Here is a 21606-nt window from a genome sequence, read left to right on the forward strand (position 1 = left end):
CGACTAAACAACTAAACGACTAAACATCTCAACAAACAGTCATAGTCTGAAAAAAAGCCACCTCGCTCGAAGCGAGATGGCTTTTTACCATACGGTTTACTCCTCTTTGGGAGTGTACGATCAATCCTTGAACTTGGCCGAGAGATACTCGCGATTCATGCGGGCGATATTCGTCACCGAAATTTGTTTCGGACATTCTACCTCGCATGCACGGGTGTTCGTACAGTTTCCGAACCCCAGTTCGTCCATCTTGGCCACCATCGCTTTGGCACGGCGGGCCGCTTCTACCTTACCCTGCGGAAGCAAAGCCAACTGACTGACCTTGGCCGACACGAACAACATGGCCGAGCCGTTCTTGCAGGCTGCCGCACAAGCACCGCAACCGATACAGGCCGCCGCATCCATAGCCAGATCGGCATCTTGCTTCGGAATCGGAATCGCGTTGGCATCGGGTACTCCACCGGTGTTGACGGACACGAACCCTCCGGCCTGCATGATCTTGTCGTATGCCTGACGGTCGACCGTCAAGTCACGGATCACCGGGAAACCGGCCGAACGCCACGGCTCGACGGTAATCGTCTCTCCGTCGTTGAACTTACGCATGTGCAACTGGCACGTGGTAATGGCCGAATCCGGCCCGTGCGGATGGCCGTTGATGTATAACGAGCACATCCCGCAGATGCCTTCGCGGCAATCGTGATCGAAGAAGACCGGTTCTTTGCCTTCGTTGACCAACTGTTCGTTGAGCACATCCAGCATCTCGAGGAACGAACTGCCCTGAGAAATTCCTTTGAGCGGATATGTTTCAAAAGCGCCTTTTTCTTTCGGACCTCGCTGGCGCCATACTTTTACGGTTATATCGATATTTTTATCCATTGTCTTGTTCTTTTAAGCTGTGTGAAACTCCTTAATTCTTATAGTTCCGCTGCTGACGAACGACAAACTCGTAATCGAGCGGTTCTTTCAGCATCACCGGATCTTTGTCTTCGCCCTGATATTCCCAGCACGATACATACGAGAATTCTTCGTCGTGGCGCATCGCTTCACCTTCCGACGTCTGGTGCTCTTCGCGGAAATGTCCGCCGCACGATTCGGCACGGTCGTACGAGTCGTGCGCCATCAGTTCGCCGATCTCGATAAAGTCGGCCAGACGCAACGCCTTTTCAAGCTCTACGTTCAGGTCGTCGCCCCTGCCGGGAATGCGTACATTGCTCCAGAATTCTTTTTTCAGTTTCTTCAACATCTCGATGGCTTCTTTCAGGCCTTCGGCATTACGCGCCATCCCGACGTGATCCCACATAATGTGTCCCAGCTCTTTATGCAGACTGTCGACCGAACGTTTTCCTTTGATGTTCATCAACCGGTTGATCCGATCCTGAATCTGCTTCTCGGCTTCCACAAACTCCGGCGCGTCGGTTTTGAAACGGGGCACCTGAATCTGGTCGGCCAGATAGTTCTGAATCGTATACGGCAGCACGAAATAACCGTCGGCCAGTCCTTGCATCAAGGCCGATGCTCCCAGACGGTTCGCTCCGTGATCGGAGAAGTTCGCTTCACCGATGGCAAACAGACCGGGGATGTTGGTCATCAGCTCGTAATCTACCCACAGTCCGCCCATCGAGTAGTGAAGCGCCGGATAAATCATCATCGGGGTTTCGTACGGATTATCGTCTACAATCTTTTCATACATCTGGAAGAGGTTTCCGTAACGCGCTTCTACCACGTCGCGTCCCAGACGGTTGATGGCGTCGGCAAAGTCGAGGTAAACGGCCTGACCGGCTCCTACGCCGAATCCGGCATCGCAGCGTTCTTTGGCAGCGCGCGAAGCCACGTCGCGCGGCACGAGGTTACCGAATGCCGGATAACGACGTTCCAGATAATAGTCGCGGTCTTCTTCTTTGATCTGTGTAGGTCTCAGTTTGCCGGCGCGAATCGCTTCAGCATCTTCTTTCTTCTTGGGCACCCAGATACGTCCGTCGTTACGCAACGACTCCGACATCAGCGTCAGTTTCGACTGAAATTCGCCGTGCACCGGAATACACGTCGGGTGAATCTGTACCATACACGGGTTGGCAAAGTACGCTCCCTTCTTGTAGCACTGCCATGCCGCCGATCCGTTCGAAGCCATCGCGTTCGTCGACAGGAAGAACGTGTTCACATATCCGCCTGTGGCTACGACTACGGCGTGAGCCGCAAAACGTTCGATCTTACCGGTTACCAGATTGCGCGCCAGAATTCCGCGAGCGCGTCCGTCGATCTTTACCACATCAAGCATCTCATGACGCGTGTACATCTTCACTTTACCCAGCCCGATCTGACGGCTCAGCGCCGAATAAGCGCCCAGCAGCAACTGCTGTCCCGTCTGTCCGCGGGCATAGAACGTACGCGATACCTGCGCCCCGCCGAACGAACGGTTGTCGAGCAATCCGCCGTATTCGCGGGCAAAAGGTACACCCTGCGCCACACACTGGTCGATAATGGCGTTCGATACTTCGGCCAAACGGTATACGTTGGCCTCGCGGGCACGATAGTCGCCTCCCTTAATCGTGTCGTAGAACAGACGATACACCGAGTCACCGTCGTTCTGATAGTTCTTGGCCGCATTGATACCTCCCTGCGCAGCAATGGAGTGCGCACGACGCGGCGAATCCTGAATACAGAAATTAAATACGTTAAACCCCATTTCGGCCAGCGAGGCGGCAGCCGACGCGCCGGCGAGCCCTGTACCTACGACAATAATATCGAGACGACGTTTGTTGGCCGGGTTTACCAGTTTCTGGTGTGCTTTATAATTGGTCCACTTCTCGGCTAACGGCCCCTGTGGTATTTTTGAATTTATTTGACTCATAACGATTGCTTTTTAAAAGAAATTACATCTTGTTTGTTCACATTAGCCGCACAGGCTTTTCACATAAAAGAAGAGCGTAACAAAAGCATATCCCAAAAAGATAAGCGTAGCCACCACATTGCTAATCACTTTCAGACGGTTCATCCACACGTGATTGTTCCAGCCGATGGTGTGAATCGCACTCCACACACCGTGTGTGAGGTGAAACCATAACGCCACATACCAAATCAAATAGGCAATTACCACCCACAACTGGCTGAAATAATACTGAATGAACGCAGCCCCATCCTGCGGAGACACTACACTGCCACCCAGCTCCACTTCGTGATGTCCGAGTAATTCCGCAAACATCATCTTGTACCAAAACTGGCTAAAATGAAGAATCATAAAGCCAATGACCACCACACCGATCACGAACATGTTCTGCGAAGCCCAGCTCACCCCTTGAGGACGCGTATTCACCGCATAACGGTCGTTCCCGCGAGCCTTCCGGTTTTGCAGCGTCAGCATCACCGCATACACAAAGTGAATGGCAATAATCGCTCCCAAGCCGATGGTCGCCACTACCGCATACCAGTTCGCACCCAGCAATCCACAAATCATGTTGTAGGCGTCAGTCGAAAAGACTGCCGTCACATTCATCGACAAGTGGAACAGCAAAAACAAAACCAGGAAAATTCCGGATATACTCATCACCAGCTTTTTCCCGATAGAAGATTTTAGTAACCACATAAGCAAATTGTTTTTAAATGTTTATTTATTCGGTTTAACGTTTCTTTTGATGTTGCAAAAGTACGATATAGAAACCGGATAAACAAATATATTGCGGAAATTTTTCCGTAATTGCAGACAGAGCACAGTAAACACTATAAAACAACAATTTAAACCAATCCGTCCGCGTATAAACCATCCATTTATATATGTATAGAAAGGCCGCTCTTTGCCATCGACGAAAATTCCGTACCTTTGCCCCTATGAAACCGACGCTGTATTTCACTCCGCTCTCGTTTCCGATTTACGTGATGGCGAAGCCGGTAGGCGCGCTCTGTAATATGGACTGCGAATATTGCTATTATCTCGAAAAAAGCGGACTGTATCAGGAACGGAAACAGAACAGAATGTCCGACGAGACCCTCGAACGATTTACCCAAGCGTATATTGAATGCCAGACAAGCCCCTTCGTACAGTTCACATGGCACGGCGGCGAATCACTGCTACGAGGCCGCGACTTCTACCGTAAAGCGCTGAAATTCCAGCGGCAGTACGGACGAGGCCGCGAGATACAGAATTGCATTCAGACGAACGGGCTGCTGCTTAGCGACGAATGGTGCCGCTTCTTCAAAGACAACGATTTTCTGGTCGGCATCTCCATCGATGGGCCGGAAACCATGCACGACCGCTATCGCAAAGATTGCGGGGGACGGGGAACGTTTGCCCGGGTCATGCGGGGAATTGAGCGGTTGCAGCGTCATGGCGTAGAATTCAATACGCTTTCGGTACTGCACGATTATAACGTGCGTTTCCCGCTCGAAATGTATCGCTTCTTCAAAGACATCGGCAGCCGGTACATGCAATTCTCTCCGATTGTCGAACGACTTGGTACCCGTGCGGACGGGCTCGAGCTGCTGACGGCGGCCGACCATCCGGAAGATTGTGAACTGGCACCCTGGTCGGTTGATCCGATCGCTTACGGCGACTTCTACATCGCAGTATTCGACGAATGGGTACGCCACGATGTGGGACAATATTATATACAGCTTTTCGATGCCACGCTGGCAGGCACTCTCGGTCAGCCCCCCGGCGTCTGCATCTATGCGAAAACATGTGGTCATGCGCTGGCCATGGAATACAACGGCGACGTCTATGCCTGCGACCATTTCGTCTATCCCGAATACCGGCGCGGTAACCTGTACGAAAAAACGCTCGTGGAGATGACGCTCTCGGACGAACAACGCCGTTTCGGCAACGACAAACAGGAAGGGCTGCCGGCACAATGCCGCTCCTGCCGCTTCTTGAGGTTGTGTAACGGCGAATGCCCGAAAAACAGAATCGCGGTATCGGCCGATGGCGAATACGGACTGAATTACCTCTGTGCCGGATTAAAACGCTATTTTGCACACGTCGAGCCGGCCATGACCTTCATGGCCGAAGAACTGCGCAATGGTCGACCGCCGGCCAACATCATGCACGAAATAAGAAGACAAAAATAACGCTAGTTCCATAAGGTCTCTCCCCTTATCTTGCGAAAAAACAAGAGCCTGCTCGGCGATGGCTTCCGGCAGGCTCTTTCGGAAATAACCTGTGTACAATCTTTATTGCACAAAGATTTTTTTGCGAACATCGCCCAGTACGACAATGTAAACGCCCTTAGGTAACGTAATGATACGTTCGCCTACTACGGCATTTTCTTTGCGGTAGAGCGCGCCCGAAATCGTATAAATAGCCAACGGCCGCAATTTGTCGGTGCGGATACGCAGACTATTGTCGAAACTCCAGATATCCACGTTCTCAACAATTTTCTCATTGGCGTTCGAGCCATAAATCGTCACCTTACAAGAGTCTCTGAAGCCGCCGTCGACGGTACGGACATACACCCAGGTTTCACCCGAAGCTACTCCGGTCAGGTAACATGAATCGACCGTTACCACAGCCGTGTTGCCACTTGTCCATACCACTTTCTTATTCGTGGCATTGGCCGGCTTAATCGTTGCCTTCAGCGTATCTTTCTTCCCGGCAGCTAACCTGATGGAAGTACTGTCTATATCGACTCCCTTGACCGGTATCGTTTCCAACACACTCACATAACATGTATCTTTAAAGCTTCCGTCTAACGACTCGGCAACGATCAGTGCGATACCCAGCTTCTTCGCTAATACCACAGCCGTGGTATCCGTCTCGGGCGTAACAGCCGCGTAAGCCGCATTCGTCGATAACCATTTCACCTTCTTTTTGAAAGCGTCGCTCGGGAAGATTTTTGCCGTCAACGTGTCACGCTCTCCGACAGCCATATAAAGCGTATCCTTATCAAGCGATAAACCTGCTACAGCTGCGGGTGGAAGTACCTTAAAGACACACGTGGCGGACTTTCCGTTCTTCGCCATGGCCGTCACCTTCGAAATTCCGGGCGCTACGGATTCGATTCGAGCGACTTTCGTATCGTCGGCCATGGGGGTAGCCGTTACCGAGCCACCTTCTACCGACCAGGCCAGATTCGTATCGTCCGCGTCGGCCGGTTTTACGAGGGCATGCAACAACATTTTGTGATTCACGTGCATTACGACCGTATCTTTGATATCCGGAAAAGAAACTTCCGTCACCGGATTGATAATATGCACCAGGCACGTGTCGGTCTTTAAGTTGCCTTCACGTCCGGCCGTAACGACAATCTTTACCTTTCCTGGTTGTTTTCCGGCTGTTATCACGCCGAGAGTATCGAAGGTGTTGACGGTCGCAAGCCCTGAAAGACTGGAAAATCGCACCTTCTTATTCGCTCCTGACGGGTTTACTTTCGCATAGAGTGTGGCCTTACTACCGACGGTCATAAAGAGTTCTTCAATATCAGCGCCTTTTTTATCCTTCAGTTCTACACTCGTGACCGGCTCATAAACAATCACAACACACGAGTCTTTCACCTTACTTTGCGAGGTCACCACAATTTCCGTTGTTCCCAGATTCACTCCGGTAATCTTACCGTACGTGCTGTCGGACACGGCGTATTTTACCGTTGCGATCAGCGGATTTTTCGACTTCCATGCCACCGTGTCTGTTTTGGGCAAAACATTGACTTTCACCGAGTCGGACTGACCGACATCAATTCGGATCGTGTCTCTCGTCAGTTTGCATTGTGGCTTTTGAGGTTGAGAAGACTGCCCCCATGCTTCATTCGAGAGCAGCACCATCATACACAGGATTGCTCCAAGATAAAACGTAAATTTTTTCATGTCTTTTATTGTTTAATTTGATTACTAAGAAAGTAACAAACAAGGTTAACAAAATGTTTCGTTTTTTTTCCTACCGCACCAATATTTTTTTGCCGGTATGATTCAGAACGACGATGTAGAAACCACGTGGTAAAGGAATGACATGGTCGCCAACAACCCCTTCTTCGCGCCGGTAAAGCGCACCCGAAATCGTGTAAATGCGCAACGAAACAGGTTTACCGGAATGGATATGCACGTACCCCTCAGACGCGTAAATATGCTGATCATTCACTTCGATCACGGCATTATCACGAGGGTCTCGCGTGATGATAACACATGTGTCACGATAATAGGCAGTGTCTTTGGCCTCGACGATAACATACGTTGTGTCGGGAGTCAAAGCCGCTGCAATGAACGCGACCGTATCCGTCTCGGACGACGGAGTGACCGTAGCCGTCCCTTTGGCCATCCAGTTCAAGGAACGGTTCGTGGCTTGACTCGGATAGACGATCGCCCGAAGTGTATCCTTACCACCGATATCCACACGAATGGTGTCTTTGTTCAGACGGACGCTATCAACCGGCACACGCGTAATAACCACGCACGTATCACGACATTTACTCCCGTCCTTTGCTTCGGCTATGATAAGCGTCGTGTCCGTTACGGCAGCGGCCGTTATCAGCGCTTCAGTATGATTCGTCGCAGAGGGGGTAATTGTAGCGTTCCCCTTAGCCGTCCAATTGAGTGTTTGGTCGGTGGCATTCTGCGGAGCTATACGAGCTTGAATCATTTGAGTCTGACCGGCCTTCAGACGAAGGGTATCTTTATTCAAATGTACTTCTTTAACGGGTATCCTGGCAGAAACAAAGACCCAGCATGTGTCTTTAGCCGCACCGACCTGAACGATAACTTTCGTCTTACCTACTTTTCTGGCTTTGACAAGATAAACCCGACCATATCGTTCGGCAGGAGTCGGAGGAGCGATAGAGGCAACGACAGGTATAGAGGCAGGCGCCTCCCAGTAAATCGGGGCATTGGGGACGGCTGTTGCTCTCAGAGAATCTTCTTGTCCAACCACCAAACGCAAGGTGTCTTTATGAAAATAAACAGCCTGTTGTGCCGGCTTCGTTTGTCCGACAGCCTTGAAAGGAAACCCTGCAATCGCGAATACGATTGCCAAAAAATAAAGAATAATTCTTTTCATTGTTGTCTTGAAATGCATCTATAAGTTACGGTAATGAAACGGTGGTGCAAAAGTCCGAACTTTACCCTTACTATCCAAATAAAATCTTACATTTGCACCGTTTTTAACACCCATTTTCATGAATTTCACACATAAACATTTGATGGCATCGGCTCCCGACAGGGTGATTGTGGCGGCCGGCGACTTTCCTTCCCATCCGGCGGCGTATGGGGCGATCGAACAGTTTCATGACCGGATTATCTGTTGTGACGGAGCTGCTGACGCCCTCCTTCGTGCCGGCTTTATGCCGCTGGCCGTGGTAGGCGATGGCGATTCCATCTCCGAGACGGCGCGCGACAAGGTGGCAGACAGACTCTATCTCGAATCGGAGCAGGAGACGAATGACCTGACAAAGGCCGTACGTTATGCGCTCAAGCAAGGACATCGCCAGCTGCTTATCGTGGGCGCCACAGGCAAACGCGAAGATCACACGCTCGGTAACATCAGCCTGCTGGCCGATTATATGGACCAGGCAACCGTCGAGATGCGCACAGACTACGGCATCTTCACACCTGCCGTGGCAAAGACCTCTTTTGCTTCGTATGCCGGACAACAGATTTCCGTTTTTTGCATGGACACCGAGCCGTTAACCCTCCGCAACGTACGCTGGCCTCTAACCCGAAAATGCATCACCCGTTGGTGGCAAGGCACGTTGAACGAGGCGCTGAGTGATCAATTCGAAGTGGAAGCGGAAGGCAAAGTCATTGTGTTCCGTGCCTACTGAACGTATCAGTTGGAAGCATGCTTCAAGGAGCTGCCCAATCGGGCGTTTCTGCGCAAAGAGTTACTTTTTGATGCGGAACACGCCCGGCAATAACTCGACAGGGCGAGTGGGAGTAAGGCGGAGAAACGCGACGATGGAAAAAAGCAACATGGCCGAGAACGCGATACTCGAAGAGAGTGCCGCTCCAGTCACCCCATAAGCGGGAATCAACAAAGCACCAGCGATAAGGAGAACGATCAATCCGATACACGAGCATGCAGCGCTGACGCGCACACGTCCCGTCCCGATGAAATAATGGCTCAGGATACGGTTACTGCCGAAGGTCACAATCCCGACAGCCAAGGCGACAATCACCTTCCGGATTCCCGCAAATTCGGGCGTGAACAGATAATCCGTATAGACCCACTCCGGCAGACAGAGGACAAGTGCCATGGCTACGATCAGTGTGGAGTAAGTCAGCTTAAACAGCTGCAGCGTCAGGCTGCGCTGCCATTCAGCCTCCGATGTCCGGGCTATCTGACTGTAAGCGATAAAGCTCACCCCGTGACTGATATGCCAGATGCTTTCGGAAATTTTCGTACCCGAATCCAACAGCCCGACTTGTCCGTATCCGCCAAACCGTTGCAACAGAAAGTAATTCAGACGAGTCGTCAGCCCTTCGGCCAAATTGTCGGCACTGCTCCAAAGACCGTACATAAACATCGCTTTCACACCTTTGATCCACGAGCCCGATACTGAACCTTCATGGTGCACACGAAAGAACGGCTTTACCATCAATCCCAGACTAACCATCCATGCGATAAGATTCGTCAGGAAAAGCCCCCACAGATACCCGGACACATCCCGTTGGTTCAGTCCGAAATAGAGTCCGACGAGGATAAAAAACAACAACCCGCCCTGAATGATAAAAACCGCATTAAACGCCGTGATCAAGTCTTTGCCCAGCAGGAAACGAGCGTTCGCCGCTACAAGCGAAAGGAGAACGGACAGCCCGTAGACGGTAAAACCATACCCTTCGGGAAGCATCCCCAGCAGTGCCATGCAGATGCAAGCTATCGCCGAGCCAACGAAGGCCCACGCATACGTCGGCCAGAAAACAGTACGGAAAGGCTGCCGATGCATAAAGTAGACGATCGTATTGCCACAGAGGACACTGTTAAAGATGACCGCCAGATTCACCGAAGCATAAATCACTCCGACCACCCCCATCCCGTCACGCCCCAGCACCCGGCTGTGAATCAGGATAAGCAGCAGGTTGAGCAACGCGATCGCATAGCGCGTTCCGACTGTCGCAAGGATTTTTTTTAACACGGGAAAGACGTGACGTTTAGCTGATCTAACAAACGGACATAAAGCGTGATGGCTTCACGTATTTCCGGCAGTTCGATGTACTCGTCGGCACTGTGAGAACGCCCCGAATCGCCCGGTCCGATCTTCACCGTAGGAAACGGCATCAAGGCTTGATCGCTCATCGTGGGTGAACCGAACGGTTCTTTCCCCAACATCACGGCACGCTGCACAAATGGATGCGCAGCATCAAGACGCGACGAGTTAAGACGCAGGCTGCGGGGCGTCACATCGCAAGAGACATGCGCCCGTATTTCGCTCAGCGTTTCCTGATTAGAGTAAAGTTCATTCGTACGTACATCGACGGTAAACCGGCATCGGTCGGGCACTACATTGTGTTGTGTGCCGGCTTCAATCATCGTCACACTCATCTTTACGGGACCCAACAAGTCGCTGCGACGAGGGAACGTGTACGAATGAAACCACGCGATATCCTTCATGGCTTCCGAGATGGCATTTATGCCTTCGTTACGGGCGGCATGACCGGCTTTTCCATGACTGACACAGTCGAGCACAAGCAGTCCTTTTTCAGCAATCGCCGGATGCATCCCGGTCGGTTCACCCACGACACCGAACGTGATCGAAGGTAACTCGGGCAGGACACTTTCGACGCCTCCCTGTCCGGACACCTCTTCTTCGGCCGAAGCCAGAAAAATCAGATTATAGGGCTGTTCGTTTGCCGACAGTTCAGTGAAGGCCGCATAAAGAGCGACGACACTCGCCCCGGCGTCGTTGCTGCCCAAACCATAGAGGCGTTCGGTTTCGTCGTCTTCGTACGGCGTGAACGGTTCTTTCGTCCAGCCTTGTACGGGCCTGACCGTATCGATATGAGAATTGAGCAGAATGGTAGGCTTGGCGAGATCGATATGTCGGGAAGCCATCCAGAGGTTATTCTCCTTACGATGTACAACATGTCCCGCAGTCTTCCATTCGGATTGTAAGAAATCGGCGACCTCCCTTTCTTCACGGCTAAACGAAGGGCGTCTAATCATCCCTTTCAGCATATCTATGGCCTGATAATATGTTTCCATTTCAATGCGCGATACGTTGCGTCACGGTTTATGATGCAAAAGGCGATCTACTTCTTCCCGGTCGAGCTCAAGCTGTTCTTTCAAGGCATCCAAGTCTTTGAACTTCCTGTTCTGACGTACGAAACGGATGAACTCGACTTCGATTGCTTCACCATAGACGGTGTCGGAGAAATGCAACAGATGGACTTCGACCGTCAACGACTGACCATCGACCGTTGGGCGGTTGCCGACGGATAGCATCCCCTTGTACCGAGTGCCGCGCAGGTGTACCCATACGGCATAGACACCATTGCCCGGCCAAACTTTAAACGGTTCGTCAACCTGAATGTTCGCCGTCGGGAAGCCCATCGTACGCCCAATCTGACGCCCACCGATAATATGCCCTTTCAAAAGATACGGATACGTCAGCATCTGCGCCGCCTCCTCTACGCAGCACTCGGCAAGAAACTGCCTGATCCGAGATGAGCTGACGACTTCTTCTCCTTCCGACGGAAGATACGGAGTGGCCTTCAGCACTTCCATACCGCACGCTTTTCCGTAAGCAGCATATTCCTCAAAACCTTCTTCACGGTTACGCCCAAAACGATGGTCGTACCCCACTAAGAGTGTGCGGACACCCCATTGTTTCCATAAAACTTGCTCGATAAACTCACGTGCCGATAGAGCCGCCAATTCGCGTGTGAAGTCAAGCACGGCGCAACAGTCGGCCTCCGTCGTTGCCAAATGTTTCAATTTCTCGTCGAACGAATTCAACAATTTCGGTTGATAATCGGCCTGCAAGACGATGCGCGGATGCACCGGGAATGTAAAAACGGCGGCAGACTGCCCACGTTCATCGGCCAGACGGCGCAATTCACGAATCAGGAAACGATGTCCCTGATGAACGCCATCGAAAAATCCGACGGTCGCTGCCCAAGCGTCCCCTCGCCTTTCTTTTGTGTCGCGTATGATGATCATGGCACAAACTTAGATAAAAAAGCCGATAATGATATACAGGTGTCGATAAAAATCAAAGCCGGATGATTTAATAAAGGTATTTTAATAAGGTATAAAGTTCAAGGTTTAGAAGATCAATACTCTCCTAAAGAAATAAATGGAAACGCTATTTTTTATAACAAATGTCCGGTTCTTTAAAAATGGATCACCCGCTAACAGAAGAAACATTCCTCACACCAATTGCATTCTTTGTGGCCAAGTAGCCTCAGACCACAAAGAATACAATTTTTACCAGAGAAAGCAAAGTTCGCTAAAGAACCGGAGGCCTCCCGTTTCCAAAGAGACATTCACACGCTTTATTTCTCATAATAATGAAAACTGTATGGATAACCGGTTACTTTTATAACAGCATCTTTACTGGCTTTACCTGTTTTAGGATCATAGATATAGAATCCACTGTCCTTTTCATTAAAACTTCCGAACATGATCCGATCTTTATACCTGCCTATGCATACACTGTAACTGCTTGAATGAGGAATGGGCAGTTTTCTCACCTTCTTGGCATAAAGATCGATCTCAATGGCTATAACGGATTTATCCGTTAGAAAATTCGGTTTCTCACCTTTATATTGTTGAATGTCTGCGAAAGCATATAATTTGCCGTTGCCACCGTACAGTACTGTCTCAATCCAACTTGTTCTGTACGGATCGCCTTCGATGGTCTGTTCATTGAATGGCCATGAATAGTCGGTATCGAATTCCGTTGCCCCCTTCTTGATGCGTAAGATTCCTGTTTTATGAGTGGGCATGGCACCGAACGAACCGATGCACACGATATACATATCGCCTTTCTCATCGACAAACATGGAATTAGGGTCTATGGGACGTGCAGCCATTGACACTCCGCTCGTTTTTTCGACGATGACTTTCTGCACTTTTTCCGTTTTGATATCGATAATGGCGATATCCGACCAAGGCCGATCGGACAAAGGCGTGAAGTGGGGCATGGCTGCCTGATTGAGAGACACGTACAGTAGTCCTTCACGGATGCACATGGCGCCTGGCATGCAGGATGTAAGTCCTTGAGCCGTATAAGGTAGCAAGTCGATTTCGCCGGTTTTCGCCATGGTTGTCGGATTAAATATCATTACTTTTCCGGTATTGGGAAGGGTAATATATCCTTTCTGAGCATTAACGATGATGGCACTTGTCGCATTTTCGGTAGACTTCAGTACAATTCTACCCCGCTCTTTCAGGCCGTTATCCATACGTGAGAATTTGATAATTTCATTCTTTGATCCGGACGATCCGCCATAAGTCGGGAACGTATAGATATCGTTCTCGTGATAGATTGGCGCCATGCCGAAGTCGACAGGGATGGCATTTGTGTTCGTGAGCGTTTGAACCGAGTCATTTGTCAGTTGCAAATAAGCCGCTCCGGAATTCCCTTCGGCATTGGGTAGCATGGTATATACCGCTATATTATTTACTGTTTTTCCATTCGGTTTTTGAGGTTGTTCGTTATTTTTATCGCAGGCACTGAAAAAACCTGCCATTCCCAACAGCAGGAGCAAAGCTCCGTTCATTTGTTTCATTTGTTTCATCTTGTTATACATTTAATTATTATGGATTATTTGAATACGTATCGAATACGTGCCGAGACATTCCGTCCGGGCAACGGATAGTTAAATTCGCTCAGCAATCGGGTATCGGTTACATTATTCACACGCAGCGAGAAGCTCAGCCCTCCGTTTAGAAAACTCTGCTCCAGACCGATGTCACATTTGAAGGAGCGAGGAATGATTTTATCCTGATGAATGCTTTGTTTGAAATCGTAATAATAGGCTTCGATAAACGACCCGTCGACAAACATTCTTGTATTGGTCTGTTTCAACCCGAAGAGATTTTCTCGATGATACTCCAGTCCTGCATTAGCAAGCAGATAAGGAATATTGGGCATTCGTAATCTTTTGGATGGATTCGGTACGCTACTGCCCGGTTCATGGTCGCGCGTGTCGCGTAAGTCTTGATATGTGGCATTGACATAACCGTAGAGCCTGCTGGTTATGTCTGCTTTTATTTCAGCTTCGACACCGAGCGAGCGCATTTCGCCGAAGTTTTCATACCGCCCCTGCAAAGGTCCTTTGGTATAGCGTATCATATCTTTTAGATAAGAATAGAAAGCATTCACTTCTATCGAGAATAACTTATTGGATGCTGTTCTATCATATAGGGTGCCGATATTGATGTTTGTACTTCGTTCAGGACGCAAGTCTCCGGAAGGAGCCAGCAAGAAGCCGTCTCCGATCAGTTCATTTTCAGTCGGCAGGCGCATCTCATATCCGGCAGAGAATTTTACCAGCCAGTCCGGAGTAAATTTATAACGTACAGCATCATTGACGCCCCAGTTGTGCTTCCGTATATCTACTTCGTTGATTTTGTTCTGGCCATAGAAATCGGCAAGTTTAGTTTGCATTGAATAGTAATAATATTTACCGGTAAGAGCATTCAGCAGTTTTTCATCGGTCGATTTATACTCATAACTCAATCCTGCCACCCAACTCGTCATACGACTGTCGAAAATGGTTCGGTATCCGATCGCTTTATCTTTCAATGTATCGTTCGGTATGTTTTTAGCATAATTGAACTGAGAATTGAAATTGAGGGCATGTAATTTATCGATGACATAATTCAGGTTCATTTGCTGCATAACGGTATGTTTTTGGTTCTGTGCAGTAGATGGTATGCCGATCTCTCCTCCATAGATCGAGTAAGCCGGATAAGTCGTCATGTCCCAATGATACCGTTGTTTGGCCGTATCTAGAAAATGGTAGCGCGTATACGCATAAATCATATGACAATCAAACGCCAACCCATCGATAAGGAAATGATCTTTTTCTATTTCGTTTTCTATCGCATAGGAGTCGGAAAAACTGCGTGCATGCTGTATATTATATTGTATTCCTTGAATCTGTTTATGAGTTCGTACGAAAAGAGGGCTGAATTTGAGTTTATCAAAATACCATTTGCGAAAAATGAATCCGGCAGCAACAGTCAGCTTTTCAAAACGGTCATGATCACGTTTAATGATCAACCCTCTCTGATAAGGCGATTCCATCGTATAGTCATTGTCCGAATACGTATAGAATCCACCCAACCCAAGTTCAATACCGGGCTTTGTCAGATTGCGTTTAAGCACAGCACTTGCTTTATGTGTATGAAAGGATTCAATGGTATAGGAAATGTCAAAATACTTCGGCGGATATTCGGTCGGAACGATATTTACAGCTCCACCGACAGCTGAACCGCCGAATTTAGCCGGTATCACGCCTTTGTATATTTCAATACGATCGATCATTTCGACCGGGATATCATTAATATCCATAAAGTCGGAGTTTTCATTCATCGGTTGTCCTTCGATAAAGAAACCGATGCGTTTTCCTTCCAGTCCTCGTACCGATATACGCGAAGCACTTCCTACTCCCCCCGACGAACGGATGGTTACTCCCATGGTCTTATTCAATATATCGGTTACATTATTCACTGTTCCTTGGATCTGCTTCATGTTGATTACAGAGATCGGCATGGCTTGCTCACGCAGTTTGCGGGCTTCAGTCTTTGCCGTCACCACTACTTCACTCAACGAGTGAGTTTCAGGTGCCAGGCGGATGGTCCATGCTCTGGATTCGCCCTCGCGAAGCGTGATTTTTTCTGTCAGGGTATAATATCCTATATAGGATACCGTAGCGGTATAATCGCCGGCTTTTAGATCGGTAATGGTAAACTCTCCGTTATGTCCGGTAGCATCTCCTCGCTTCACTTGCTCGATATACACACTTGCTCCGGCAAGCGGTTCCCGGTTGTTCGCGTCGATGACCGTGCCTGTAATCTGTGCCGTTTGCGCCATGGCCGGCATCATAGTCCAAGAGACTATCAATAGTGAGAATAGCAATGTAAGTTTTCTGTTCATTTTAATTAAATGTTCATTTAAATGATGTAATAGCTTGCTAATGTCGGTTCATCTTTTTTCAAGATCGAGAAAAATACATATTACATTATAAAACAATTGATTACACTTTCCAAAAGGTTTCCATCTTCTATTTATGAGCAGAGCATATAGGGGTCCTCTGATGAATCAACCCGTCTTCTCCCTGACATCCTTTGTATTCGATCTGAAGGGTTATGTGATTAATACCAAATGATTCGAGAAGCATCCTTTCGATACGCTGCCTGACAGGCTGTACGGCAGATAGCACACAGTCTGTACGGATATTCACATGGGCTTCGAGATGAACATGCTCATCGTCCATCCGCCAAACATGGAGGTGGTGCATATTTTCCACTTCGGGAAATTCTTCAATCTTCCGTTTCAGCATATTGATATCTATTCCATCAGGAGTAGCCTGCATCAGGATATTGACTGTCTCCTGCACAATAGACCATGTGTGACGGATGATATATAAGCCTACCAATACGGTGATAAGTGGGTCGAGCCAGTACAGATTCCATATCCAGATGGCAATTCCTCCGGCGATGACGGCCACGGACGACAATGTATCACCCAGCAGATGCAAATAGGCAGCCCGTACATTCAGATTGTGTGATTTGTCTTTGTGCAGTACAACAACCGATATCAGATTGGCGAGCAAACCGAAAACGGCGACAATAAGCATCACCTTCCCTTTGATCGGCTCCGGTTCCATAAACCGCTGATAAGCTTCGAAGAACAAATAGATACAAATGGCAATCAACACGACGGCATTGAAAAGTGCCGCAAGGATTTCGATTCGTTTATAACCGAAGGTCTTTCGTTCGTCGGGTTGCTTTTCAGCATGTTTACCGGCCAGAAAAGCGATAAAGATGGCCGACGAATCTCCCAAATTGTGTATCGCATCCGAAATTAAAGAGAGACTGTTGGAAAAGACGCCTCCGACAACCTGTACAATCGTGATCGAAAAATTCAGGAGCGTTACCCACAACAATTTACGTCCTCTTACATGGTGTGCATGATGGTGGTGATGGTCATGGGTGTGATGACCATGTATCTCACTTTTTACTTCATGGCTGTGCTTCATCTCTTCTCAATTTAAAGATTCATTCAAAATAGAAACGTATTTTACAAAAGGATGGTATGTGCAACTTGTCCGCATTCCGTATTTTCAGGTATTGCGGACAAGCGTAGTCTCGGGCGAATCTCCACCCGTAGAGAAGAAGCGTCCTACAAATGGAAGAAGTAGCACGTATTCACGTAGTCGGCACGATGGTCAGGCCGAACCTTCTCGGCATCGCTTCCGACAGGGATGCTTTCGCTCCATTCATATAAATATTTCGCCGGAAAGATCAGCTCCGTGCTTGCCGTGCCCGATTCTTTGCCGCTCCGAAGGGTCTTCCGCCACCCGTTGTTTGCCGTAAGCGCAAAACGTTGCGAAACGACCGGCGCGCTGCCTTTAACGAGTGTTACCTCTGTCGACGCGTTCAGTTCAAAAGGTGTCAGCGGAGGAAGAATCAGTTTTCCGTTACTGAAAGGCGACTGTACAACCGGCAATCCCGTCGGATTTCCCACTCTCACCCACGAGAGCGCTTGATACGTAATACGCATTCCTTCATACAAATCTTTTACGAGATGTTCAAGATAAATCAGATACCAGCCTTCGGACTCGGGCATAAACGAAGCGGTGTAATAGTTCTCTTCCTGAGCCTTCGACAACGCTTTTTTCTCTCCGTTCGGAGTGAGAAGCATCAACTTGCAATCGGCAATATCCGAGAACCATTTTTTCGTAGGCGTAATCATATCGATCGAAAACTCGCCGAAAAAGATTTTGACTTGCTGTTCGTGACCGACGTTCCCTTGATAGGACGATTCGATCCACATCGTATGCGCCTTAGACCAATGCGTAATGCTCAGCAGTAGAAAACAGGCGCAACATCTAATGATTGTTTTTTGCAGATTCATTTTGATATGGAATATTTTTTGTACAAAGGAAACCTTTTTCCGGCATGCGGGAAATCCCTATTTGTAGGGATTTTTCCGAATCATAACACGCTACGCCTCCGAATTTCCAAACGAGAATCAGAAAATCGAAAGTTTCGTTTTTGTCGTGAACTCCTCCAGAAACAACATACCTCTCTGTGAATTCCCTTTTTGATTCAACCGCGGGCTCCACACGGCGATACAGTATCTTTGCGGATGGACCGCTACGATACCGCCGCCCACACCGCTCTTGCCCGGGAGTCCGACCTTAAACGCAAACTGTCCAGCCTCATCATAGAATCCGCAAGTCTGCATGAGTGCATTCGTTCGCTTGGTACGGCTCGGAGAAAGGATGGACTTGCCCGAATAAGGCACGATACCGTTATTGGCGAGAAAAAGAAACGATTCGGACAGTTCTCTGCATGTCATTTCGATAGAACATATTTTAAAGTACAAGTCCATAACTTCTTCAATGTCGTTCTTGATATTCCCGAACGACTTCATCAAGTTGACTAATGCGTAATTACGATAGGCCATCGATCGCTCCGAATGCGCGACCTTGAGATTGAAATCTATCTTGTCATTCCCCGACAAACTTCGTACAAATTCCAGCACCTCGACCGAAGGATTTTCGAATCGACTCACAAGAATATCGCATACGACTATCGCACCGGCATTTACAAAAGGATTTCGCGGGATTCCCTTGTCGTATTCCAATTGCACGAGCGAATTAAAAGGCGTGCCGGCAGGCTCCAGATCCATCCGTTTCCAGATATTGCTTTTCAGATGCGAATAAGCAAGAACAAACGACAACACCTTGGCGATACTCTGCACGGAGAAACGGGTTTCGGAGTCGCCGAAAGCATGATGCGCACCATCGACCGTCGTCAGATGGACACCGAAAGAATCGGGATTGACACGAGCCAGCTCTGGAATATAATCTGCCACCTTTCCTTCATCGGGGATTTTCTTCAATTTCTCGAAAATATCTTCGAATATTTTTTCGTAGTTCATTTCACAAAACACATCGCTATAATTCGGATACAAAACTATAAAAAATACATGCTCATCCAATAAAAATTTTTCTGTAGATACCCCCCTTCTATCCTTTAGCAGGATTCAGAAAGGCAGTTGCCGTTTCGTAGAACTGCTTGGGATGCATCATGACCAGCTCGCCATGCTCCATATCCGGTATTTCCCGCAACCGTACGCCGTTTACATGGCTTAATATCCAACGGATGTTGCGTTTTCTGGCTCTTTTTTCGTGCGAACCGTAGCAAGTCGGTGGTGTCGCCGACGGTTTTTTCGACGGATATAAAATCCGTTTTCTCGGTAGGGTCGTGTCCTTCCAAAGCGGGAACAATCACATGAAACTCCTTCGACAGCAGCTCTATGGAGGGCATATAATCCTTCCAGCAAGTACAGGACCCCTGAAAAAAGAGCAGTTTCCTCTGATTTCCGATACCGAATTCGTAGATGTTCATACAGGATAAATTTGATGGTTTTCAACGCAATCCTTCATCCGTCGTGATGTACCCCGCTTCGCTTTGCCGCTCTACCATACGGGCGAACTCGCCACCCTGTTTCATCAGTTCGGCGGGATGCCCCTGCTCGGCTACGCGACCCTCTTTGAGCACGACCACTTTGTGGGCATTGGCAACGGTACGCATGCGGTGAGCGATGATGAGCACGGTCTTGTTGCGTATCAGCTCCGAGATGCCGGCTTGTATTTTCGTTTCATTCTCGACGTCGAGGCTGGCGGTGGCTTCGTCGAGCAGTACGATGGGGGCGTCTTTGAGCAGGGCGCGGGCAATGGAGATACGTTGACGCTCGCCGCCGGAGAGCGACGCTCCGTTTTCGCCGATAAGCGTATCGTAGCCGTGCGGCAGACGGCTGACGAACTCGTCGCACTGTGCCAGACGGGCGACGCGGCGGACTTCGTCGTCGGTAGCGTCCTGCTTGCCGACACGGATATTGTCCGCTATGCTGGCATTGAAGAGCAACACATCTTGAAATACTACGGCATAGTTGCGGAGCAGGGCTTCGGGGTCTATCTGCGAGATGTCTTCACCGCCGAGGGTGATGCGTCCGCCGTTGATGTCCCAAAAACGTGCAGCGAGCTTTGCCGAAGTGCTTTTGCCTCCGCCCGAAGGACCGACTAATGCCGTTACCTCCCCCTGACGTGCCTTAAACGACACGCCCTGCAACACTTGTTTGCCTTCTTCGTAGGCAAAATCGACCTTATCGAAAGTAATGTCGTAGTTGTTCAGTTCATACTCCGTTTTGCCGTGCTGTATGGGCATTTTCTCCATCTCTTTTATGCGGTTGATGCGTACGTCGAGAATGGTGAGGGCTCCAATACCGTTGAATATCTCGCCGATGGGGTTGTATATACTTGCCGATATCATCAGGAATATGAGGTAGGTAAACACATTGATAGTGCTGACTGACAAGAGGTAAGCTCCGACGATGACGACTGTTGCCATACCGAGTTTGAGTATCGCATTGGATGCATTAATCAGGAGATTTCCGATAAATTCGCCTTTGGTGAGGCTTTTTTCGTAACGGTTCAGGCTTCGGTCGAAACCTTCGAGGTATGCCTCTTCGCCGTTGTAGGCTTTTATTTCCTGCACGCATTCGAGCCCTGCCTGAACCTGTTCGGCTACATCGAGTTTGGTGTTATGAAAATCGACGTTGAGCCGGTCGAGCATCTTCTTTGACAGCAATATTAGGAGCAGAGCCACCGGAACTACCCAAAGCAACGCCAGAGCCAGTTGCCACTGGTAGAAAAAGAGCCCCACACCGATAAGCAAGGTGATGATGGCGGCGGCAAAGAGCTGGGGCATGTAGTGCGAAAAAAGTTGCTCCATAACATTATTGTCGTCCATGATATTCGACGTCAGGTCGGAAAGGTTCTTCTCGCCGAAGAACGCCAACGGCAACTTGCGTAGCTTCTCGGCAAGCGATATACGGCGGTTGGCGCTCTCGGTGTAGATATTGGAAAAGGTATTGGTATATTGCCAAAGGGCAATGACGAAAGCGACCGTCAGAAAGGCGACGGCTACCGCTGCATAGTACCAGAAACCGTTGGTAACGGTGCTATGAGGGTCGAACACAGGACGGAGATATTCCGTCAGAAACATAAACACAAATACTGCCGGAAACATCATGGCAATATTCAACAGGGCAGAAAAAACAATTCCCCCCGCCAGCGAACGCGCCCCTTTTTCCGAAAGGGCAAAACGGTTCTGAAAATAATTAAGCATTGTATGATATATTTTTATTAGTTATTACATGTTTCATTTTGTTTTAATAATACATATCATTCTGCCAAGCGGCAGGATTGTTTGTAATGTATTCCGCAATATTTGCATACGATTGGGCATTGCGGATGATGTGTTCGTAATAATTGCGTTGCCACAATTTTCGATTGAACGGCATCCAATCGTATTTTTCGACCCCGCGAATGTATTCGTTGGTGGTCATGGATTTAAACGCACCAACCATTTGCCCAACGGTTTTCCCCCGTAGGGGCGACCCTTGTGGTCGCCCTATATCATCGGGGGCAACCGTTTCGTCGGGGGCA

At 48.9% G+C, this 21606-nt stretch carries 18 protein-coding genes; 2 read left to right on the forward strand and 16 right to left on the reverse strand.

Going from position 1 to position 21606, the window contains the following annotated elements; all coding sequences use genetic code 11:
- Positions 1-120 precede the first annotated feature (120 nt).
- The 3 genes from Q4A89_RS08630 to Q4A89_RS08640 are packed head-to-tail and all read right to left on the reverse strand — an operon-like array spanning position 121 to position 3580.
- Positions 121-876, reverse strand: coding sequence for a succinate dehydrogenase/fumarate reductase iron-sulfur subunit (locus Q4A89_RS08630; RefSeq protein ID WP_303184932.1), 756 nt, complete (start codon positions 874-876; stop codon positions 121-123).
- A 31-nt stretch (positions 877-907) separates the two neighbouring features.
- Positions 908-2848, reverse strand: coding sequence for a fumarate reductase/succinate dehydrogenase flavoprotein subunit (locus Q4A89_RS08635; protein WP_303184934.1), 1941 nt, complete (start codon positions 2846-2848; stop codon positions 908-910).
- A gap of 42 nt (positions 2849-2890) precedes the next feature.
- Positions 2891-3580 carry a succinate dehydrogenase cytochrome b subunit gene (locus Q4A89_RS08640; RefSeq protein WP_124752165.1) on the reverse strand — a complete coding sequence of 230 codons (690 nt, stop codon included), beginning with the start codon at positions 3578-3580 and terminating at the stop codon, positions 2891-2893.
- A gap of 242 nt (positions 3581-3822) precedes the next feature.
- On the opposite strand from Q4A89_RS08640, the gene Q4A89_RS08645 reads away from it, so the two are divergent.
- Complete coding sequence (locus tag Q4A89_RS08645) at positions 3823-5058, forward strand: anaerobic sulfatase-maturation protein (protein ID WP_303184937.1); 1236 nt, start codon at positions 3823-3825, stop codon at positions 5056-5058.
- A gap of 102 nt (positions 5059-5160) precedes the next feature.
- On the opposite strand, the gene Q4A89_RS08650 is transcribed toward Q4A89_RS08645, so the two are convergent.
- Together Q4A89_RS08650 and Q4A89_RS08655 are read right to left on the reverse strand one after the other, a co-directional pair.
- Complete coding sequence (locus tag Q4A89_RS08650; protein WP_303184939.1) at positions 5161-6789, reverse strand: Ig-like domain-containing protein; 1629 nt, start codon at positions 6787-6789, stop codon at positions 5161-5163.
- Positions 6790-6859: 70 nt separating this feature from the next.
- Positions 6860-7972, reverse strand: coding sequence for a hypothetical protein (locus tag Q4A89_RS08655; protein WP_303184940.1), 1113 nt, complete (start codon positions 7970-7972; stop codon positions 6860-6862).
- Positions 7973-8090: 118 nt separating this feature from the next.
- Between Q4A89_RS08655 and Q4A89_RS08660 the strand changes: the two genes are divergently transcribed.
- Positions 8091-8735, forward strand: a complete 645-nt coding sequence (locus tag Q4A89_RS08660) for a thiamine diphosphokinase (RefSeq protein ID WP_303184941.1) — start codon at positions 8091-8093, stop codon at positions 8733-8735.
- 60 nt (positions 8736-8795) lie between these two features.
- Here Q4A89_RS08660 and Q4A89_RS08665 read toward each other — a convergent pair whose 3' ends face one another.
- The 11 genes from Q4A89_RS08665 to Q4A89_RS08715 form a co-directional block, all read right to left on the reverse strand.
- Positions 8796-10046 carry a lipopolysaccharide biosynthesis protein gene (locus tag Q4A89_RS08665; RefSeq protein ID WP_303184943.1) on the reverse strand — a complete coding sequence of 417 codons (1251 nt, stop codon included), beginning with the start codon at positions 10044-10046 and terminating at the stop codon, positions 8796-8798.
- Positions 10040-11113, reverse strand: coding sequence for a M20 family metallo-hydrolase (locus tag Q4A89_RS08670; protein WP_303184945.1), 1074 nt, complete (start codon positions 11111-11113; stop codon positions 10040-10042). Before Q4A89_RS08670 ends, Q4A89_RS08665 begins: the two co-directional genes overlap by 7 nt.
- A gap of 21 nt (positions 11114-11134) precedes the next feature.
- A complete protein-coding gene (gene ribF / locus Q4A89_RS08675; RefSeq protein ID WP_303184947.1) occupies positions 11135-12070 on the reverse strand; it encodes a riboflavin biosynthesis protein RibF in 936 nt (311 codons plus the stop codon).
- A 335-nt stretch (positions 12071-12405) separates the two neighbouring features.
- The gene (locus Q4A89_RS08680) at positions 12406-13653 is read right to left on the reverse strand and encodes a hypothetical protein (protein WP_303184948.1); all 1248 of its coding nucleotides are present in this window, start codon (positions 13651-13653) and stop codon (positions 12406-12408) included.
- Between the two features lie 26 nt (positions 13654-13679).
- Positions 13680-16019, reverse strand: coding sequence for a TonB-dependent receptor (locus Q4A89_RS08685; protein ID WP_303184949.1), 2340 nt, complete (start codon positions 16017-16019; stop codon positions 13680-13682).
- 127 nt (positions 16020-16146) lie between these two features.
- Positions 16147-17124: a cation diffusion facilitator family transporter gene (locus Q4A89_RS08690; RefSeq protein ID WP_303184950.1), complete on the reverse strand. Its 978-nt coding sequence runs from the start codon at positions 17122-17124 to the stop codon at positions 16147-16149.
- A gap of 143 nt (positions 17125-17267) precedes the next feature.
- Entirely contained in the window at positions 17268-18002 is a 735-nt protein-coding gene (locus Q4A89_RS08695; RefSeq protein WP_303184952.1) for a hypothetical protein, read from the reverse strand.
- Between the two features lie 117 nt (positions 18003-18119).
- Positions 18120-19034 carry a glutaminase gene (locus Q4A89_RS08700; RefSeq protein WP_303184953.1) on the reverse strand — a complete coding sequence of 305 codons (915 nt, stop codon included), beginning with the start codon at positions 19032-19034 and terminating at the stop codon, positions 18120-18122.
- 95 nt (positions 19035-19129) lie between these two features.
- Entirely contained in the window at positions 19130-19504 is a 375-nt protein-coding gene (locus Q4A89_RS08705) for a hypothetical protein (protein ID WP_303184954.1), read from the reverse strand.
- A gap of 21 nt (positions 19505-19525) precedes the next feature.
- Entirely contained in the window at positions 19526-21286 is a 1761-nt protein-coding gene (locus Q4A89_RS08710) for an ABC transporter ATP-binding protein (RefSeq protein ID WP_303184955.1), read from the reverse strand.
- 43 nt (positions 21287-21329) lie between these two features.
- Positions 21330-21606: transposase (locus Q4A89_RS08715; RefSeq protein WP_368389503.1), on the reverse strand; the 277-nt coding region annotated here is incomplete at its 5' end.

This window comes from Tannerella sp. (genome assembly GCF_030528505.1).
In the GTDB taxonomy this organism is placed as follows: Bacteria; Bacteroidota; Bacteroidia; order Bacteroidales; family Tannerellaceae; genus Tannerella.

What these genes read in the sequence shown, in the direction of transcription:
- Q4A89_RS08630 (WP_303184932.1), bottom strand. Translation starts at nt 876, where the DNA reads ATGGATAAAAATATCGATATAACCGTAAAAGTATGGCGCCAGCGAGGT.
- Q4A89_RS08635 (WP_303184934.1), bottom strand. Translation starts at nt 2,848, where the DNA reads ATGAGTCAAATAAATTCAAAAATACCACAGGGGCCGTTAGCCGAGAAG.
- Q4A89_RS08640 (WP_124752165.1), bottom strand. Translation starts at nt 3,580, where the DNA reads ATGTGGTTACTAAAATCTTCTATCGGGAAAAAGCTGGTGATGAGTATA.
- Q4A89_RS08645 (WP_303184937.1), top strand. Translation starts at nt 3,823, where the DNA reads ATGAAACCGACGCTGTATTTCACTCCGCTCTCGTTTCCGATTTACGTG.
- Q4A89_RS08650 (WP_303184939.1), bottom strand. Translation starts at nt 6,789, where the DNA reads ATGAAAAAATTTACGTTTTATCTTGGAGCAATCCTGTGTATGATGGTG.
- Q4A89_RS08655 (WP_303184940.1), bottom strand. Translation starts at nt 7,972, where the DNA reads ATGAAAAGAATTATTCTTTATTTTTTGGCAATCGTATTCGCGATTGCA.
- Q4A89_RS08660 (WP_303184941.1), top strand. Translation starts at nt 8,091, where the DNA reads ATGAATTTCACACATAAACATTTGATGGCATCGGCTCCCGACAGGGTG.
- Q4A89_RS08670 (WP_303184945.1), bottom strand. Translation starts at nt 11,113, where the DNA reads ATGGAAACATATTATCAGGCCATAGATATGCTGAAAGGGATGATTAGA.
- ribF (WP_303184947.1), bottom strand. Translation starts at nt 12,070, where the DNA reads ATGATCATCATACGCGACACAAAAGAAAGGCGAGGGGACGCTTGGGCA.
- Q4A89_RS08680 (WP_303184948.1), bottom strand. Translation starts at nt 13,653, where the DNA reads ATGAAACAAATGAAACAAATGAACGGAGCTTTGCTCCTGCTGTTGGGA.
- Q4A89_RS08685 (WP_303184949.1), bottom strand. Translation starts at nt 16,019, where the DNA reads ATGAACAGAAAACTTACATTGCTATTCTCACTATTGATAGTCTCTTGG.
- Q4A89_RS08690 (WP_303184950.1), bottom strand. Translation starts at nt 17,124, where the DNA reads ATGAAGCACAGCCATGAAGTAAAAAGTGAGATACATGGTCATCACACC.
- Q4A89_RS08695 (WP_303184952.1), bottom strand. Translation starts at nt 18,002, where the DNA reads ATGAATCTGCAAAAAACAATCATTAGATGTTGCGCCTGTTTTCTACTG.
- Q4A89_RS08700 (WP_303184953.1), bottom strand. Translation starts at nt 19,034, where the DNA reads ATGAACTACGAAAAAATATTCGAAGATATTTTCGAGAAATTGAAGAAA.
- Q4A89_RS08705 (WP_303184954.1), bottom strand. Translation starts at nt 19,504, where the DNA reads ATGAACATCTACGAATTCGGTATCGGAAATCAGAGGAAACTGCTCTTT.
- Q4A89_RS08710 (WP_303184955.1), bottom strand. Translation starts at nt 21,286, where the DNA reads ATGCTTAATTATTTTCAGAACCGTTTTGCCCTTTCGGAAAAAGGGGCG.